General features: G+C 72.0%; 15 protein-coding genes. 7 read left to right on the forward strand and 8 right to left on the reverse strand.

Features of this window, described 5'->3' with window-relative positions; all coding sequences use genetic code 11:
• The first annotated feature begins 36 nt into the window (after window positions 1-36).
• Window positions 37-1,605: a histidine ammonia-lyase gene (gene hutH / locus AY578_RS20890; RefSeq protein WP_019525988.1), complete on the forward strand. Its 1,569-nt coding sequence runs from the start codon at window positions 37-39 to the stop codon at window positions 1,603-1,605.
• Window positions 1,606-1,680: 75 nt separating this feature from the next.
• Here hutH and AY578_RS20895 read toward each other — a convergent pair whose 3' ends face one another.
• On the reverse strand, window positions 1,681-2,007 hold the full coding sequence (locus AY578_RS20895; protein WP_026243989.1) for an LAETG motif-containing sortase-dependent surface protein: 327 nt from the start codon (window positions 2,005-2,007) through the stop codon (window positions 1,681-1,683).
• Window positions 2,008-2,744: 737 nt separating this feature from the next.
• Between AY578_RS20895 and AY578_RS20900 the strand changes: the two genes are divergently transcribed.
• Window positions 2,745-3,998: a L,D-transpeptidase gene (locus AY578_RS20900; RefSeq protein WP_019525990.1), complete on the forward strand. Its 1,254-nt coding sequence runs from the start codon at window positions 2,745-2,747 to the stop codon at window positions 3,996-3,998.
• Window positions 3,999-4,297: 299 nt separating this feature from the next.
• Window positions 4,298-7,630: a S8 family peptidase gene (locus AY578_RS20905; RefSeq protein ID WP_026243990.1), complete on the forward strand. Its 3,333-nt coding sequence runs from the start codon at window positions 4,298-4,300 to the stop codon at window positions 7,628-7,630.
• Window positions 7,631-7,705: 75 nt separating this feature from the next.
• Here AY578_RS20905 and AY578_RS20910 read toward each other — a convergent pair whose 3' ends face one another.
• The gene (locus AY578_RS20910) at window positions 7,706-8,608 is read right to left on the reverse strand and encodes a helix-turn-helix domain-containing protein (protein ID WP_019525992.1); all 903 of its coding nucleotides are present in this window, start codon (window positions 8,606-8,608) and stop codon (window positions 7,706-7,708) included.
• A gap of 177 nt (window positions 8,609-8,785) precedes the next feature.
• Here AY578_RS20910 and AY578_RS20915 point away from each other — a divergent pair, with 177 nt between their 5' ends.
• Window positions 8,786-9,826 (forward strand): NAD(P)-dependent alcohol dehydrogenase, encoded by a 1,041-nt coding sequence (locus AY578_RS20915; RefSeq protein WP_258903840.1) that lies wholly within the window; start codon window positions 8,786-8,788, stop codon window positions 9,824-9,826.
• 90 nt (window positions 9,827-9,916) lie between these two features.
• A complete protein-coding gene (locus AY578_RS20920) occupies window positions 9,917-10,051 on the forward strand; it encodes a hypothetical protein (RefSeq protein WP_019525994.1) in 135 nt (44 codons plus the stop codon).
• Between the two features lie 67 nt (window positions 10,052-10,118).
• Here AY578_RS20920 and AY578_RS20925 read toward each other — a convergent pair whose 3' ends face one another.
• The 3 genes from AY578_RS20925 to AY578_RS20935 form a co-directional block, all read right to left on the reverse strand.
• Window positions 10,119-10,811 (reverse strand): SAVMC3_10250 family protein, encoded by a 693-nt coding sequence (locus AY578_RS20925; protein WP_019525995.1) that lies wholly within the window; start codon window positions 10,809-10,811, stop codon window positions 10,119-10,121.
• Window positions 10,812-10,843: 32 nt separating this feature from the next.
• Window positions 10,844-11,998 (reverse strand): translation initiation factor IF-2 N-terminal domain-containing protein, encoded by a 1,155-nt coding sequence (locus AY578_RS20930; protein WP_026243991.1) that lies wholly within the window; start codon window positions 11,996-11,998, stop codon window positions 10,844-10,846.
• A 108-nt stretch (window positions 11,999-12,106) separates the two neighbouring features.
• A complete protein-coding gene (locus tag AY578_RS20935) occupies window positions 12,107-13,225 on the reverse strand; it encodes a hypothetical protein (RefSeq protein WP_019525996.1) in 1,119 nt (372 codons plus the stop codon).
• Between the two features lie 163 nt (window positions 13,226-13,388).
• On the opposite strand from AY578_RS20935, the gene AY578_RS20940 reads away from it, so the two are divergent.
• Window positions 13,389-14,546 (forward strand): cystathionine gamma-synthase, encoded by a 1,158-nt coding sequence (locus AY578_RS20940; protein ID WP_019525997.1) that lies wholly within the window; start codon window positions 13,389-13,391, stop codon window positions 14,544-14,546.
• Here the strand turns inward: AY578_RS20940 and AY578_RS20945 are convergent, their stop codons facing one another.
• From AY578_RS20945 to AY578_RS20955, 3 genes are all read right to left on the reverse strand, one after another.
• A complete protein-coding gene (locus tag AY578_RS20945; protein WP_019525998.1) occupies window positions 14,547-14,795 on the reverse strand; it encodes a hypothetical protein in 249 nt (82 codons plus the stop codon).
• Between the two features lie 22 nt (window positions 14,796-14,817).
• Complete coding sequence (locus AY578_RS20950; protein WP_019525999.1) at window positions 14,818-15,318, reverse strand: sigma factor-like helix-turn-helix DNA-binding protein; 501 nt, start codon at window positions 15,316-15,318, stop codon at window positions 14,818-14,820.
• A gap of 125 nt (window positions 15,319-15,443) precedes the next feature.
• A complete protein-coding gene (locus AY578_RS20955; RefSeq protein WP_370878986.1) occupies window positions 15,444-15,932 on the reverse strand; it encodes a MarR family winged helix-turn-helix transcriptional regulator in 489 nt (162 codons plus the stop codon).
• A 175-nt stretch (window positions 15,933-16,107) separates the two neighbouring features.
• Here AY578_RS20955 and ilvA point away from each other — a divergent pair, with 175 nt between their 5' ends.
• Window positions 16,108-17,337, forward strand: coding sequence for a threonine ammonia-lyase (ilvA, locus tag AY578_RS20960; RefSeq protein WP_019526001.1), 1,230 nt, complete (start codon window positions 16,108-16,110; stop codon window positions 17,335-17,337).
• The last annotated feature ends 7 nt before the right edge of the window (window positions 17,338-17,344 follow it).

Here is a 17,344-nt window from a genome sequence, read left to right on the forward strand (position 1 = left end):
GTGAGGCATTCACTGCGTAGGCTCCTGAATATGGATATGCACACAGTGGTGGTGGGGACGTCGGGCGTGACCGCGTCCGACGTGCTGGCCGTGGCGCGCGGCGGCGCCCGCGTCGAACTGTCCGAGGAGGCGGTCGCCGCCCTCGCCGCGTCCCGCCGGATCGTGGACGCCCTGGCCGCCAGGCCCGACCCGGTGTACGGGGTGAGCACCGGTTTCGGCGCCCTGGCGACCCGGCACATCAGCCCCGGCCTGCGCGCACAGCTCCAGCGCAACATCGTCCGCTCGCACGCCGCCGGCATGGGGCCGCGGGTGGAGCGTGAGGTCGTCCGCGCGCTGATGTTCCTGCGGCTCAAGACCCTCTGCTCCGGGCACACGGGCGTCCGGCCCGAGGTCGCGCGGACCATGGCCGACGTACTGAACGCCGGGATCACCCCGGTGGTGCACGAGTACGGCTCCCTGGGCTGCTCCGGCGACCTCGCCCCGCTCTCGCATTGCGCGCTCGCGCTGATGGGCGAAGGGGAGGCGGAGGGACCCGACGGCGCCGTGCGGCCCGCCGGCGAGCTGCTCGCCGAGCACGGCATCCGGCCCGTCGAACTGCGCGAGAAGGAAGGGCTCGCCCTCCTCAACGGCACCGACGGCATGCTCGGCATGCTGGTCATGGCCCTCGCCGACCTGGACCTTCTCTACCGGTCCGCCGACGTCACCGCCGCGCTGAGCCTGGAGGCGCTGCTCGGTACCGACAAGGTGCTCGCCCCCGAGCTGCACGCCATCCGCCCCCACCCCGGTCAGGCCGCCAGCGCCGCCAACATGCTGGCCGTGCTGGAGGGTTCGGGCCTGACGGGACATCACCAGGACGACGCGCCACGGGTCCAGGACGCCTACTCGGTGCGCTGCGCCCCGCAGGTCGCCGGCGCCGGACGCGACACCCTCGCGCATGCCCGCCTGGTCGCCGAGCGGGAGCTCGCCGCCGCCGTCGACAACCCGGTCGTCCTGCCTGGGGATACCTCCCAGGCTTTCGGCTCCGGGGGAGGCCGGGTGGAGTCCAACGGCAACTTCCACGGCGCTCCGGTCGCCTACGTGCTGGACTTCCTCGCCATCGCCGTCGCCGATCTCGCGTCCATCACGGAGCGCCGTACCGACCGGCTGCTGGACAAGAACCGCAGCCACGGGCTGCCGCCGTTCCTCGCCGACGACGCCGGCGTCGACTCCGGGCTGATGATCGCCCAGTACACCCAGGCCGCCCTGGTCAGCGAGCTGAAGCGGCTCGCCGTACCGGCGTCGGCGGACTCCATCCCGTCGTCCGCGATGCAGGAGGACCACGTCTCCATGGGCTGGTCGGCGGCGCGCAAGCTGCGCACCGCCGTCGACGGGCTGACCAGGGTGGTCGCCGTGGAGCTGTACGCCGCCGCACGGGCCGTGGAGCTGCGCGAGGGCCTCACCCCCGCCCCGGCGACCCGTGCGGTGCTGAAGGCGCTGCGGGAGGCCGGTGTGGGCGGTCCCGGGCCGGACCGGTACCTGGCGCCCGACCTCGCCGCCGCGGAGAGCTTCGTACGGGACGGGCGGCTGGTCGAGGCCGTGGAAGGGGTCACAGGCCCGCTGAAGTGACACGGCCGCCGAAGTGACACGGCAGGGGCCCCGCGGACGGATCCGCGGGGCCCCTGTGTGCTGTGGGACGGGCGCTCAGAACTCCAGGCGCTCCCGGCGGACCGAGTAGACGACGAAACCGGCGCCGAGGGCCAGACAGGCCGTGCCGCCGACGATGTACGGGGTGCTGTCGAAGCTGCCGGTGTCCGCGAGGCGGACCTCCTGGCCGGTGCTCTGCAGCTGGGCCGACGTCGCGCTCGACACGCCTCTCGCCTGCTCGGTGACCTGCGGGGACGGGCTCGCGGACGGCGTGGTCCGCGCGGGGGCGTCCGAGGTCGCGTTCGCGGACGGGACGAACCACAGGGCGCACAGCAGGGTGCCCGCGGCGGTGGCGGTCAGCAACGGACGGAGCGCGGATGACACGGAATATCGATCCCCTTGTGGCGCTGGCGAATTGGCCGTGTGGGCTGATGGTAGTGAACCGCGCGGGTCACGGGAAAGTCACGGGAGCCTCTCCCTGTGCGCTCCGGGCGCGAGTTCTGGGGGGATGTGACGGTTTGTACGTTTTCGCCCTGTGGGGTGGATGTGGCAGATGCTGAACGGGCTTGTGCGCAAAGGGTTGTGACCGAGGGCACAGTAAGAATCGCGTAGCTCTCTTACGTGCCCGTTCGTACTGGTCGGCGGGGGTGACGGGGAGGTGGCCGGGGCGGATCGCGTGCGGTGACGGGTGGTTGGATCACGACCGGTACTCGCGTGACGGGGGGAGCGGCGGCGATGATGGCGGCAGTTCGAAGAGGGCTGCGAAGACGAGTCCGACGACGAAGAATCCCCCACATATGACGACGAAGAATCCCCCACATATGACGACGAAGAAGCCCCCACATATGACGCGTCCCCCGACGGCGGTTCCCGCGGCGGCCGAGACGACTTGACGAAATATTGACCCCGGGAGGCAACCGACGCCCCCGGACGGCACGTCTCAATCGGCGCACTGACCGGCGTTCCCGCGGTCCGCAACGGCGGACGTGGTGAGTCCCACACGCGTAGGACTCGGGAACCGGATCACCCGGTCGTAGCGTTGAAGCTTGTGGACGAGGCGCCTCGGCTCCTGCCAGGGGCCTCGTGGGGTTGGGATTCTGGCAACGATGGAGAAGCGTGTGATGACGGACGGTAAGCGGCGGCGCAGGGGTCTGGCGGCCGCGTCCGCTCTGCTCGGCGGGGTGCTGGTGCTCTCGGCGTGTTCCGGCGGGGACGACGACGCCGCGGGATCAGACGGCAAGGACACCTCGCAGGCGCAGGTCGACGAGGCAGCGGCCAAGAAGTCCTCCGCGGCGCAGATCAAGATCACGCCGAAGGACGGCTCGACGAACGCCTCCATCAACAACTCGGCCACCGTGACCGTCGAGAAGGGCGAGCTCACCGAGGTCACGATGACCACCGCCGACGGCACCGCCGTCGAGGGCCAGATATCGCCCGACAAGAAGAGCTGGAAGCCCAGCGGCCAGCTCGAGCGCGCCACCACCTACAAGCTGTCGGCCTCCGCGAAGGACTCCGAGGGTCTCATCGCCCACGAGAACGCGTCCTTCACGACCGTCTCCCCCTCCAACAGCTTCATCGGCAACTTCACCCCGGACGACGGCACCACGGTCGGCGTCGGCATGCCCGTGTCGATCAACTTCGACAAGGCCATCACCAACAAGGCCGCCGTGCAGAAGGGCATCGAGGTGTCCTCCAGCAGCGGCCAGGAGGTGGCCTGCCACTGGTTCAACGGCAACCGCATGGACTGCCGCCCCGAGCAGTACTGGCAGGAGGGTTCCACCGTCACCCTGAAGCTGGCGCTCGACGGGGTCGAGGGCGCCGAGGGCGTCTACGGCGTCCAGCAGAAGACGGTCACGTTCAAGATCGGACGCAACCAGGTCTCCTACGTCGACGCCGAGACCAAGCAGATGAAGGTCACGCAGAACGGCAAGACCGTCAAGACCATCCCGATCTCCGCCGGCGCGCCCGAGAACAAGACGTACGAGGGCCAGATGGTGATCTCCGAGAAGTTCAAGGAGACCCGGATGAACGGCGCCACCGTCGGCTTCACCGACGACGACGGCAAGGGCGAGTACGACATCAAGGACGTGCCCCACGCCATGCGTCTGAGCAACTCGGGCACCTTCATCCACGGCAACTACTGGGGCGCGAAGTCCATCTTCGGCAGCGTCAACACCAGCCACGGCTGCGTGGGTCTCGCCGACGCCAAGGGCGCCAACGACCCGAGCACCCCGGGCGCCTGGTTCTACAACAACTCGATCATCGGTGACGTGGTCGTCGTGCAGAACACCGGCGACAAGACCATCGCCCCGGACAACGGCCTCAACGGCTGGAACATGAGCTGGGAGCAGTGGAAGGCCGGCTCCGCGGTCTGACGCCCCTTCCGCCACGAAACACCCCACCACACGGCCGGTGCCCTCGTCCCCTCCCTCGGGAGCGGTGACGGGGGCACCGGCCGTTCGGCGTCCCTCTCGCCCCAACCGCGCGATTCTGTAACGGAGTTCCTGCGGCCACATCACAGTCACCCGGCGACTTCCCGACCACTTCCGAACCCCCTTGAGCCGCTTGATCACGTGTCGGCATACTCCGAGCACCGGGGGGTGCGCGCAGGCGTACGAGACCACCCCCGGCCGGGTGATGCTTTCGCCGCCCGGCGACTTCGCTAGGGGGAACCTTGCGCAGACAAGTCAAAAGAGCATGCGCGGCCACGATCGCGACGGCGACCGCCGTGGCGCTCGCGGCGGGCATGGCCGGCCCCGCGTCGGCCGACGGGGAGAACAGCACGGCCGCCGGCTCGTCCGTGAGCGCGGCGGCGCTCAAGGGGAAGCACCGGGTCACCCTCATCACCGGTGACCGGGTCGCACTGGACGCCAAGGGCCGTGTCGTGGGCGTGGAGCCGGCCGAGGGCCGGGAGCACATACCCGTCCAGGTCCGCCGTGCCGACGGCCGCACGCTGGTCGTCCCGGCCGACGCCGCCCGGCTGGTCGCGACCGGCACGCTGGACCAACGCCTGTTCGACGTCACCGAGTTGAACAAGACGGCGACCCGCACCGCGCACCGCGGCGGTCTGAAGGTCATCGTCGGCTACCGGGGCGCCGCGAAGGCCGCCAAGGCCGACGTCCGCGACGCGGGCACGGTCCGCCGGGCGCTGACGTCCCTGAACGCGGACGCGGTGCAGACGCCGGACGAGGCCACCGCCGAGCTGTGGGACGCCGTCACCGACGGCGACCGCACCGCCTCCGGTGTCGCCCGCGTCTGGCTGGACGGCGTCCGCAAGGCGTCCCTGGACACCTCCGTCGGGCAGATCGGCGCCCCGAAGGCGTGGGAGGCCGGCTACGACGGCAAGGGCGTCAAGATCGCCGTCCTGGACACCGGTGTGGACGCCACCCACCCGGACCTCAAGGGCCAGGTGGCCGCGGCCAAGAACTTCACCTCCGCGCCCACCACCGGCGACGTCGTCGGCCACGGCACCCACGTCGCCTCCATCGCGGCCGGCACGGGCGCCCAGTCGAAGGGCACGTACAAGGGCGTCGCGCCCGGCGCGAAGATCCTCAACGGCAAGGTCCTCGACGACTCCGGCTTCGGCGACGACTCCGGCATCCTCGCCGGCATGGAGTGGGCGGCCGCGCAGGGCGCCGACATCGTCAACATGAGCCTCGGCGGCATGGACACCCCGGAGACCGACCCGCTGGAGGCGGCGGTCGACAAGCTCTCCAAGGAGAAGGGCATCCTGTTCGCCATCGCGGCGGGCAACGAGGGCCCCCAGTCGATCGGTTCGCCCGGCAGCGCGGACTCCGCCCTCACCGTCGGCGCCGTCGACGACAAGGACAGGCTCGCCGACTTCTCCTCCACCGGCCCGCGTCTCGGCGACGGCGCCGTCAAGCCGGACCTCACCGCCCCCGGCGTGGACATCACGGCCGCCTCGGCGAAGGGCAACGAGATCGCCAAGGAGGTCGGCGAGAAGCCGGCCGGCTACATGACCATCTCCGGCACCTCGATGGCCACCCCGCACGTCGCGGGCGCCGCCGCGCTGCTCAAGCAGCAGCACCCGGAGTGGACGTACGCGGAGCTGAAGGGCGCGCTGACCGCCTCCACCAAGGACGGCACGTACACACCGTTCGAGCAGGGCTCGGGCCGCGTCCAGGTGGACAAGGCGATCGCGCAGACCGTGATCGCGGAGCCGGTGTCGCTGAGCTTCGGCGTCCAGCAGTGGCCGCACGCCGACGACAAGCCGGTCACCAAGAAGCTCACCTACCGCAACCTCGGCACCGAGGACGTCACGCTGAAGCTGACGTCGACCGCGACCGACCCGAAGGGCAAGGCCGCCCCGGCCGGCTTCTTCACCCTCGGCGCCTCCACCCTGACCGTCCCGGCGAACGGCACCGCCTCCGTGGACGTCACCGCCGACACCCGCCTCGGCGGCACGGTCGACGGCGCGTACTCGGCGTACGTGGTCGCCACCGGCGCCGGCCAGAGCGTGCGCACCGCGGCCGCGGTGGAGCGCGAGGTCGAGTCCTACACCCTCACGCTGAAGGTCCTCGACCGCTCCGGCAAGGCCACCGCGAACTACACGGCGGGCCTGACGGGTCTCACCGGCCTGGGCAAGGACCGGTCGTACTGGCCGTACGAGGCCGACGGCACCGTCAGCGTGCGCGTGCCCAAGGGCGGTTACGTCCTGGACGCCGGCGTGCTCGTGGGCGCCGACCCGGAGAAGTGGCAGGGCGCCGACTGGCTCGCCCAGCCCAAGCTGGACGTCACCAAGAACACCACGGTGACGCTGGACGCCCGCAAGGCCAAGCCGGTCAAGGTCACCGTGCCGGGCAAGGGCGCCAAGCCGCAGTTCGCCTCGGCCGACTACACCGTCGAGACGAACGACGGCGCGGTCTCCTTCGGCTGGTGGCTGGACAGCTTCGACGGCTTCCGCACCGCGCACCTCGGCCCGCAGATCACCAACGGCACGCTGAGCCAGCAGTGGGACGCCCACTTCAGCAACGGCGCCAAGGCGCAGTACAGCGCCGTCAGCGGCGGCACGGTGAAGAAGCTCGCCACCGGCTACACCCGCGCCTTCAAGGCCAAGGAGTTCGCCACCGTCCAGGTCGGCATGGGCGCCGCGGCGAGCGGCAAGAAGGGCGCCGTCACCGCGTACGGCTGGCTGCCCGGCGGCTCGGGCGCGTCCGGCTTCTCCCAGGAGCAGAAGCTGCCCAGCACCCGCACGCTGTACCTGTCCACGGCCAACGGCGTGACGTGGGACCTCGACTTCGAGCAGCTCGGCGGGGTCGACGAGGACGGCTGGCCCGTCTACGACGCCGGGTACTCCATCGGCGCCGGCAGGACCTACAAGGGCGGCAAGACCTACAAGGAGACCGTGAACACGGCCGTCTTCGGCCCGCGTCTCACCTCGGACTACGGCGTCTTCCGCGACGGCAACAGCATCTACGGCCTGATCCCGCTGTTCGCCGACGGCAAGGGCCACGTGGGCTCCTCGGACTACTCCTCCGCCGTGACGACCCTCTACCGCAACGGCAAGAAGGCCGGCTCCATCAAGGACCCGCTGTTCGGCGAGGAGAGCTTCGCCGTCCCGTCCGGTGACGCCGCCTACCGGCTGACCACCACGGTCCGGCGCAGCGCCAAGGTCGCCGCCACGTCCACCCGCATCGACGGGAGCTGGACCTTCCGGTCCAAGAAGACGTCGGGCGAGAAGCACCTGCCCGTCTCCTCGGCCCGGTTCGCCGCGGTCACGGGGCTGGACAGCAAGGTCGCGGCCGGCAAGAAGGCCACCTTCCCGGTCGTCGTGGAGGGCGCCGCCCAGGGCAAGAACCTCAAGTCCCTCGCGGTGTACGTCTCCTACAACGGCGGCAAGACCTGGAAGAAGACCACGGTCACCAAGGGCAAGGTCACCGTCAAGAACCCCGCGAAGGGCAAGGCGGTCTCCCTGCGCGCCAAGATCGTCGACAAGAAGGGCAACGCGTCCCTGATCACGGTCTACAACGCCTACTACGGCAAGTAGTCCGGCACGGGTGACGGCCCGTCGGAGGCAACCCGCCTCCGACGGGCCGTTCCCGTTCCCGCCGTCTCCCGCCTCTCAGGCGGCCGGTGTCCGCGATCCGTCCGCCGGCGCGTCCGCGTTCCAGCTGCCCAGCAGGCGCAGCGCCTCGGCCGACGGCGATCCGGCCTCCGCGAAGTACGTCACCAGCGACTGCTCGTCCTCCCCGGCCGGGCGGAACGACTCCCACAGCAGCGTCAGCTCACCGACCAGCGGGTGCCGCAGCCGCTTCACGCCGTGGCTCTTCTCCTTGACGTCGTGCCGCGCCCACAGCGTGCGGAACTCCTCGCTCTTCACGGACAGTTCGCCCACCAGCGCGGACAGCGCGGGGTCGTCCGGGTGCCGGCCCGCGTCCATGCGCAGATAGGCGACCATGTCGCAGGCCTTCTGCTCCCACTCCACGAACAGCTCACGCTGTGCGGGATCGAGGAACACCATCCGCGCCCAGTTCCGCTCCTGAGCCGGCAGCGCGCCCCAGTCGCCGAAGACAGCCGTCGCCATCCGGTTCCACGCGAGGATCTCCGACCGCCGGCCCACCACGTACGCCGGGACCGTCTCCATCGCGTCCAGCAGCTGCCGCAGCGCCGGACGGGCCTGGCGGGTGCGGGGCTCCGGCCGCTTGCGGCGCCGGCCCGGCCGGGCGAGATGCGTCAGATGCGCGTGCTCGGCGTCGCTCAGCCGCAGCGCGCGGGCGATCGCGTCGAGGACCTCCGCCGACACGTTGCGTCCGTTGCCCTGCTCCAGGCGTGTGTAGTACGCCACGGACACCCCGGCGAGCTGCGCCAGCTCCTCCCGGCGCAGACCGGGCACCCTGCGGTGCCGTCCGAGGTCCGGCAGTCCCACGTCCTGGGGTTTCAGCCGGGCCCGACGCGTGCGCAGGAACTCGCTCAGCTCGGCACGCGGGTCCAGGCCGCCGCCCTGGGGGCCCATCCGCTCGTCCATATGTCCATGGTGCCCGTTCGTACGCACATCGTGCCTGTCCCCGCCAGTGGTAGGCACAGCGTGCGTAGGCAACCAGGAAGTCTGGGTACGCGCCGGCCGTTGTCGCAGGCTGGACAGCGTGCGGGCCCGGGCGCAGAGATTCCGGGCGCACGACCCCCTCAGGAGGAGAAACTTCGTATGACCACTGTCGCCGCGTACGCCGCGCCCGCCGCCAAGGCACCGCTGGAGCGCACCACCATCGAGCGGCGAGCCGTCCGCGAGCACGACGTGCTGATCGACATCAAGTTCGCCGGGATCTGCCACTCGGACATCCACCAGGTCCGCGAGGGCTGGGGTGAGGCGATCTTCCCGATGGTCCCCGGCCACGAGATAGCGGGCGTCGTGTCCGAGGTCGGCCCCGGCGTGACCCGGTTCAAGGTCGGCGACCGGGTGGGCGTCGGCTGCATGGTCGACTCCTGCCGCGAGTGCGAGATGTGCCGGGCGGGCAAGGAGCAGTACTGCCTGAACGGCCAGACCCCGACCTACAACGGCATCGGCCGGGACGGCGAGGTCACCTACGGCGGCTACTCCGAGAAGGTCGTCGTCGACGAGAACTTCGTCGTGCGCATCCCCGACGGGCTCGCCCTCGACGTCGCCGCGCCGCTGCTGTGCGCGGGCATCACCCTGTACTCCCCGCTGAAGCGCTTCGGCGCGGGCCCCGGCCGCAAGGTCGCCGTCGTCGGCATGGGCGGCCTCGGCCACATGGGCGTGAAGATCGCTCACGCGATGGGCGCCGAGGTGACGGTGCTGTCGCAGTCCCTGCGCAAGAAGGACGACGGGCTGCGCCTGGGCGCCGACCACTACTACGCCACCAGCGACCCGAAGACCTTCGAGGAGCTGCGCGGCTCCTTCGACCTGATCGTGTCGACCGTGTCGGCGCCGCTGGACTTCGGCGCGTACCTGTCGCTGCTCAAGCCCGAGGGCACGCTGGCGAACGTGGGCGCCCCCGAGGAGCCGGTGTCGCTGAACCTGTTCTCGCTGATCGGCGGCGGACGGTCGCTGGCCGGCTCGATGATCGGCGGCATCCCGGAGACCCAGGAGACGCTGGACTTCTGCGCCGAGCACGGCATCGGCGCGGAGATCGAGCTGATCGCCGCGTCCGAGATCAACGAGGCCTACGAGCGCGTCGAGAACAACGACGTCCGCTACCGCTTCGTGATCGACACGGCGACGATCTGAGCCCTCCGTGCGCGGACCGTCGCGGCCTTCCGGCCGCGACGGTCCTGTGCCGGACGGACTACGAGGCCGTCGCCCGGGAAGGAGTCAGCGGTGACGACCAGCCCGCGGACAGGGTCCGCCCCGATGGAGGAAGAGCCCCCCGTGCCCGCCCCTCCCGGCGCGGAGGAGGACCTGGAGGAGGAGGGGCTGTCCCTGGACGCACTGCCGTCCGCCTGGACGGCCTGAGCCTTTTCCTGGACGGCCTGAGTGTTCCTGGACGGCCTGCGTCCTTGCACGGACGGCCCAAGCCTCTTCACGCGTCCGTGTACTCCACGTACAACGGGCTCGCGACCAGCAGCCCCGGCGGCTTCGTTGCGGGGATACCCGTGGTGACGCGGGCGTAGCCGCGCATCGTCGCCGCCGTCTCCGGGTGGGTCTGGGCGTCGATGCGGGCCAGGAGGGCGTGGAGGGCGCCCACCAGGGAAGGGCGGCGGCCGTCCGGGCCGGCGCCGAGGTCGTCGGAGAGGGCGGCGAGCAGCGCGCCGGGCGCGCTGGCGTCGGAGCCCAGGAGGTTCCGCACGAGCGTGCCGGACCGGCGGGTCTCGTCGGTGACGCGGGCCGGCGGACCCGCGATCAGGTGGTCCACCGAGCCGTGCAGCAGCAGCCGGACCGGGTGGTCCGGCTCCGGGGTGTCCGGGGTGTCCGCGAAGAACACCATCGTCGGGTCGGCGCCGTCCAGCGCGAAGTAGTTGAGCGGCGCCTCGAAGGCGATCCACTGCCCCGGCCGCGCCCCCGCCTCCGTGTACCAGCGCGCCGACTCCTCGACCCGGCGCACCACCCGCAGCAGATGCCTGCCCCACAGGTCGGACGCGGGGCCGGGCGACGGGTCCACCTCCACCCCGCCGAACGGCGTGGAGACGCTGACCCGCTGCCGGGGCCACGCGGACCGCAGTCCGGGCAGAAACTGCGAGAGTTTCCGGTCGGACAGGTAGATGACTTCCTGCACTCCTGCTCCGTTCTTCACACGTCCTGGAGGCTTCACACGTCCTGGAGACCGAGGAACTCGAAGGCCGCCGGCGGCAGCAGCTCCGAGGGCCGGTACAGCCCGTCCGGGCCCGGCTCCATGTCCCGCACGATGCGGTCCAGCAGCTCGTCGAGGCCGGGGCGCCCGTCCGGGTCCGGCCGCAGACAGGACGCGGCGACGTCCACGAAGGGCTCCGGCACCCCGCCCAGGTCGGGCGCCTCGGTCTGCATGCGGAGCATGGTGCGCACGGGGTCGCTGCCCGGGTACGGGCTGTGCCCGGTCGCGGCGAACACCAGCACCGCGCCCAGCGCGTACACGTCGCTCGCGGACGTCACCTTCCGCGCGTCCAGCGCCTGCTCGGGCGACATGTAGGCGGGCGTGCCCAGCGTGGTGTGCGCGACGGTCAGCTTGCTGGCCGCGGCGGCCGCCGCCAGGGCGAGCCCGAAGTCGATCACGCGCAGACCGTCCACGCCGACCAGCACGTTGGACGGTTTGAGGTCGCGGTGGACGATGTCCGCCGCGTGCACCGAGCGCAGCGCCTCGACCAGCTGCGCGGCCACCCAGCGCAGCGCCCTCAGCGGCAGCGGCCCGCACGCGTCGACCAGGTCCTTCAGGGACGGCGCCGAGACGTACGCGGTGGCCAGCCAGGGGATGTCCCCGGTGGTGTCCGCGTCCACGACGGGTGGTGCGTAGAAGCCGTTCACGCCTCGCGCGGCGGCCACCTCACGCTGGAAGCGCCTGCGGAACTCCAGGTCGTCGGCCAGCTCCTCCTTGACGACCTTGACGGCGAGCAGCCGCCCGGCCGGCGTGCGCCCGAGGAACACCCGGCCCATCGACCCGCTGCCGATCCGCCGCAGCACCGTGTACGGCCCGACCCGGCGCGGGTCGAAGGGCTGCAGCGGCTTCCAGCGGGACGTGGGGTCCCACTCGTGGTGCGTCGGCCGCAGCACCGAACCGGCGGGCGGCGCCGCGGGCGACGGCACCCGGGGCAGGGACGCGGCCGTCTCCTGCACGACACCCAGCGCGTCGATCAGCTCCCGGACCACCGGTGCCTCGACGGTGGCCGACGCCGACCGTACGAAGTGGCCCAGCTCGGTCATCTTGTCCAGGACGACCTTGCTGTCGACCCCGACCCTCTTGGCCAGCTCGTAGACCCGTACGTTCGCCACACCCGACTCCTCGACCGGAGGCCCGTCCTGGCCTCGCAGGGGTCAAGAATATGGGTGCGGACGGGTCAAAATACGGACAAACACCGGGGCGTCGCGCGGGTGTTGACGTCAGTGCGGCAGCGTGGCCGGGCTGCCGCCGTTCGCCTCGTAGCCGGCGACCGCCAGGGCGCGGTACACCGCGAACTCGGCGGCCGGGTCCGGGGAGAGCGTCCACGGCAGGGCGCCGACGTGCCCGTCGACGTGTATGAGCTGGTTCATGGCCTCCGCCCAGCGCTCGGAGCGCACCAGGAAGAAGACCAGCATGTGCCGCACATGCGCGAGCATCGGGTCGTCCGGGCGGGCGGAGTGCACCGCGTGCAGCGCGCCGTGGATCGCCTTGGTGACGACCTCGCTCTGGTAGAACCCGCTGACCAGGTTCACCTCGGGGAGGTGCTCGAACACCGCGAACAGCGGCATCGCGGCCAGCAGCGACCCCTGGGGCGCCCGGGCCGCCGCGGCCTCCGCGAAGTCGTACGCCTGCTGCCGCGAGCCGTGCCACTTCTCGCACCAGTAGTGCAGCGCGGCCAGATGCGCCCCCATGTGCGCCGGGGCGCGGTCCAGGATCTTCAGCCAGACCTGCTCGAACTCCTGCTGGGAGTAACCGAGTCCGCGCGCCACGGACAGCTCCACGATGTACGGAACCGGGTCGCCGGGGGCGAGCAGGGCGGCCTCGCCGCATGCCGCCTTGGCCTCCTCCATGATGATCCGGAACTCGTCCGAGCCGGGCGCGGCCGTGCGCCACGCCTGCTGCACCAGGAACTCCGCGTGCACCGCGGCGCCGCCCGCGTCCTTGGGCGCCTCGGTGCGCCACACCCGCAGCCACTGGCCGCCCGGCGCCTCGGAGACCCCGCCGGGCCGCTGCGCCAGCTCCAGGGACGCGGCGCCCGCGAAGGCCTGCACCCGCTGCCAGCGCTGCTCGCCGTCCGCGGGCGTGCCCGCCAGCAGCTGCTGCGCCGCGCGGTAGTCCTGGGTCCGCTGCACCACGTCGAGGACGTCCAGCAGGTCCTCGTCCGGGCCGGGCAGGCGGATGTCCAGCTCCTCCTGGCGTGCGAAGCCGTAGTTCGCCGGGTCCGCCGCGTCCGGGTGGCCGGGCGGGACCAGGCCCACGGCGCCGCGCCGGCGCCGCAGGAACGGCAACGCCACGGCGGCGAGCATGACGAGGGCGATCAGGACCCACAGAATCTCCATGTCACAAGCGAACCAGACCGCGCGCCCGAATGGCCAACGAGGTACCCGAACCTGTGGAAAACTCCCGCCGGCCGCCCCCGGCGAGAGCGCGCACGGGCCCAGCCGCCCCGCCCGGACGGGCCGCGGCCGTCATCACACCCTTCCGCGCACTACCCTCGGGCGCATGAGCGACAGGCACATCAGTCAGCACTTCGAGACGCTCGCGATCCACGCGGGCAACACCGCCGACCCCCTGACGGGCGCGGTCGTCCCGCCGATCTACCAGGTGTCCACCTACAAGCAGGACGGCGTCGGCGGCCTGCGCGGCGGTTACGAGTACAGCCGCAGCGCCAACCCGACCAGGACCGCCCTGGAGGAGAACCTGGCCGCCCTCGAGGGCGGCCGCCGCGGGCTCGCGTTCGCGTCCGGACTGGCGGCCGAGGACTGCCTGTTGCGCACGCTGCTCGCGCCCGGCGACCACGTGGTCATCCCGAACGACGCCTACGGCGGCACGTTCCGCCTGTTCGCGAAGGTCGTGGCGCGCTGGGGAGTGGAGTGGTCGGTGGCCGACACCTCCGACCCGGCGGCGGTGCGGGCCGCGATCACCCCGAAGACCAAGGTCATCTGGGTGGAGACCCCCTCCAACCCGCTGCTCGGCATCACCGACATCGCCGCCGTCGCCCAGGTGGCGCGGGACGCCGGCGCCCGGCTGGTCGTCGACAACACCTTCGCCACGCCGTACCTCCAGCAGCCGCTGGCGCTCGGCGCGGACGTCGTCGTGCACTCCCTGACCAAGTACATGGGCGGCCACTCGGACGTCGTCGGCGGCGCCCTGGTCACCGCCGACGCGGAGCTGGGCGAGGAGCTGGCGTTCCACCAGAACGCGATGGGCGCGGTCGCCGGGCCGTTCGACTCGTGGCTGGTGCTGCGCGGCACCAAGACGCTGTCGGTGCGCATGGACCGCCACAGCGAGAACGCGGCCCGCGTGGCCGACATGCTCACCCGCCACCCGCGTGTGACGAGCGTGCTGTACCCGGGCCTGCCCGACCACCCCGGCCACGAGGTCGCCGCCAAGCAGATGCGCTCCTTCGGCGGGATGATCTCCTTCCGTGTGGAGGGCGGCGAGCAGGCGGCCGTCGAGGTCTGCAACCGCGCTCAGGTGTTCACCCTGGGCGAGTCCCTGGGCGGCGTCGAGTCGCTGATCGAGCACCCGGGCCGGATGACGCACGCGTCGGTGGCCGGCTCGCAGCTGGAGGTCCCGGCCGACCTGGTGCGTCTGTCCGTCGGCATCGAGAACGTCGACGACCTGCTCGAGGACCTGCAGCAGGCGCTGGGCCGTTAGTCACCAGCCGACCAGGGGTGGGGTCGTCTCCGACGGCGGCTCCACCCAGGGACGGGCGGTCAGCGCCCACACCGTGAACGCCACGGCCGCCGCGCACAGCAGCACCCACATCACGCGCCGCGCGTAGGTGCGGCGCGTGAGCACGCGGGCGCCGCGCCGCACCGCCTCCCCGGCGAGATCCGGCGGCAGCGCGGGCGGGCGCGCCACCATCAGCCGCCGCACCCGCTCCTCACGGTTGGAGCGGTTCACCGCTGTACCCCCGCATCCCCGGTCATGACGGCACCGTCCCGGCGCGGCCCATCAGGGGCGCCGGTTTCGGCGCGGGACGCAGCACGACGGCCATCGCACGGTTCTGCACGGCCCGTACGCGCTCCACGGGCAGGCCCAGCAGGGCCGCCGTCTGGTCCTCGCCGATGCCCTCGTGCAGCCGCATCACCAGGATCAGCCGCTCCTGCGGGCTCAGCTCGGCCAGCGGGCCGCCGGGCGGGGGCCGGAAGGGGAGCCGCGCGCCGTACCGCAGGGTGCTGAGCGCGAACCTGGTCATCAGGTAGCGCCGGGTGTGGTCGTACGGGTCCTCGCCGTGCAGCCGGTCCCAGCAGGCGTACGTACGGGCCAGGGCGAGGGTGAGCAGGCGCTGGGCGCGCGGGTTGGCGTCCCGGGGCTCGGCGGTGAGCAGGGTCGCGGTGTGCAGCAGCCGTCCGCCCGCGCCCGCCACGTACGCCCGGAACTCCTGGGCGCGGCGGACGTCGTCGTAGGCATGCCGTGGTCGCACCCGCACCTCCCGAAGCCCCCGCGAAGGGCCGCCCGTGCCGCGCGGCGGACGGGGACCCCCTCACATATCAGGCCAGGGCGCGTCCCCGGGTCAAGAGGCGCGCACGGTGCGCGAGCGCGGGCGGGTCAGGAGTCGCCGCGGTCGTGCCCGGCCATCCGGGCGGACAGCGCGCCGTTGAACCGGGTGAGCAGCGTGCAGAACTCCTCGCGCTCCTCCGGCGACCAGTCGTGGGTCAGCTCGGCCATCAACTGCCGCCGGGAGGCGCGTACTTCCTCCAGGCGGGCGTGGCCGCGCGGGGAGAGCTGGAGGACGACCGCGCGGCCGTCCTCCGGGTGGGAGGTCCGCTTGACCAGACCGGTGTCCACGAGCGGCGCCACCTGCCGGGTGACCGTCGAGGAGTCGATGCCCATGGACGCGGCCAGGGCCTTGACGCCCATCGGACCTTCCTTGTCGAGCCGGTTGAGCAGCAGGTAGGCGGCGCGGTCCATGGAGTTCCGCACCTGGCCGACCCCGCCGAGCCGGGTCTGTTCGGCACGGCGGGCGAAGAGCGCCACCTCGTGCTGCAGAGTGTCGAGGAGACCGGTGTCGCCGACCGCGGTCAGATCGGTCGTCATGTCCATCGACATATCAGGTGTAGTGGGCATGGCGGGGGGCTCACTTCGTGATGGGCTGCTGATGGGACGACAGGGTACGCGGCCCGGACGCGGACCGTACCGGGGCTGTGCAAACCGGTCGTCCGCGGGTTGGTCACACCGGGGCGGTCCCTGGGGAAACTGCGATGCTGGAGGCATGAACCACCGCACGGCCGACCGGCTGCGCACCGTCACCCTCGACGACGTGCGCGGCGCCCACAAGATGCTCTCCGGCGTGGCCCGCACGACCGCGCTGGAGGGCAGCCGGCACCTGTCCTCGCAGGTCGGGGCGCCGGTGTTGCTGAAGTGCGAAAACCTCCAGCGCACGGGCTCCTTCAAGCTGCGCGGCGCGTACGTGCGGATCGCCGGGCTGCTCCCCGAGGAGCGGGCCGCGGGGGTCGTCGCGGCGAGCGCGGGCAACCACGCGCAGGGCGTGGCGCTGGCGTCGTCGCTGCTCGGCGTGCGTTCGACGGTGTTCATGCCGAAGGGCGCCCCGCTGCCGAAGATCAGCGCCACCCGTGAGTACGGCGCCGAGGTGCGGCTGCACGGCCAGGTGGTGGACGAGTCGCTGGCCGCGGCGCAGGAGTACGCGCGCGAGACGGGCGCGGTGTTCATCCACCCCTTCGACCACCCGGACGTCATCGCCGGTCAGGGCACGGTGGGCCTGGAGATCCTGGAGCAGTGCCCCGAGGTCCGGACGATCGTCGTCGGGGTCGGCGGGGGCGGGCTGGCAGCCGGGATCGCGGTCGCGGTGAAGGCGCTGCGTCCCGACGTGCGGATCGTCGGCGTGCAGGCGGAGGGCGCGGCGGCCTACCCGCCGTCGCTGGCGGCCGGGCGCCCGGTGTCGCTGAGCCACCCGGCGACGATGGCCGACGGGATCAAGGTGGGGAGGCCGGGCGACGTGCCGTTCGCGCTGGTCGGGGAGCTGGTGGACGAGGTGTGCACGGTCACCGAGGACGAGCTGTCGGCCGCGCTGCTGCTGTGCCTGGAACGGGCCAAGCTGGTCGTCGAGCCCGCCGGGGCGAGTCCGGTCGCGGCGCTGCTGAGCCGGCCGGGGGCCTTCGAGGGCCCGGTGGTCGCGGTGCTGTCCGGCGGGAACGTGGACCCGGTGCTGATGGAGCGGGTGCTGCGGCACGGCATGGCGGCGCAGGGCCGCTACCTGGCCGTTCGGCTGCGGCTGACCGACCGTCCCGGCGCCCTGGCCTCGCTTCTGGGGGCGTTGTCAGTGGTCGACGCTAACGTCCTCGACGTGAGCCACGTGCGGACGGACCCGCGGCTGGGACTCACGGAGGCGGAGGTCGAGCTGCACCTGGAGACCAAGGGACCGGCGCACTGCGCCGAGGTACAGCAGGCCCTGCGCGACGCGGGTTACACGGTCATGGGCTGACGCCGGA

The organism is Streptomyces thermocarboxydus (genome assembly GCF_024760485.1).
GTDB classification, from domain to species: domain Bacteria; phylum Actinomycetota; class Actinomycetes; order Streptomycetales; family Streptomycetaceae; genus Streptomyces; species Streptomyces cellulosae.

Bases quoted from the DNA above. Each gene is read 5' to 3' on its own strand.
- ilvA (WP_019526001.1), top strand. From the start codon at position 16,108: ATGAACCACCGCACGGCCGACCGGCTGCGCACCGTCACCCTCGACGAC.
- AY578_RS20910 (WP_019525992.1), bottom strand. From the start codon at position 8,608: ATGGACGAGCGGATGGGCCCCCAGGGCGGCGGCCTGGACCCGCGTGCC.
- AY578_RS20935 (WP_019525996.1), bottom strand. From the start codon at position 13,225: ATGGAGATTCTGTGGGTCCTGATCGCCCTCGTCATGCTCGCCGCCGTG.
- AY578_RS20955 (WP_370878986.1), bottom strand. From the start codon at position 15,932: ATGACGACCGATCTGACCGCGGTCGGCGACACCGGTCTCCTCGACACT.
- hutH (WP_019525988.1), top strand. From the start codon at position 37: ATGCACACAGTGGTGGTGGGGACGTCGGGCGTGACCGCGTCCGACGTG.
- AY578_RS20940 (WP_019525997.1), top strand. From the start codon at position 13,389: ATGAGCGACAGGCACATCAGTCAGCACTTCGAGACGCTCGCGATCCAC.
- AY578_RS20900 (WP_019525990.1), top strand. From the start codon at position 2,745: ATGACGGACGGTAAGCGGCGGCGCAGGGGTCTGGCGGCCGCGTCCGCT.
- AY578_RS20915 (WP_258903840.1), top strand. From the start codon at position 8,786: ATGACCACTGTCGCCGCGTACGCCGCGCCCGCCGCCAAGGCACCGCTG.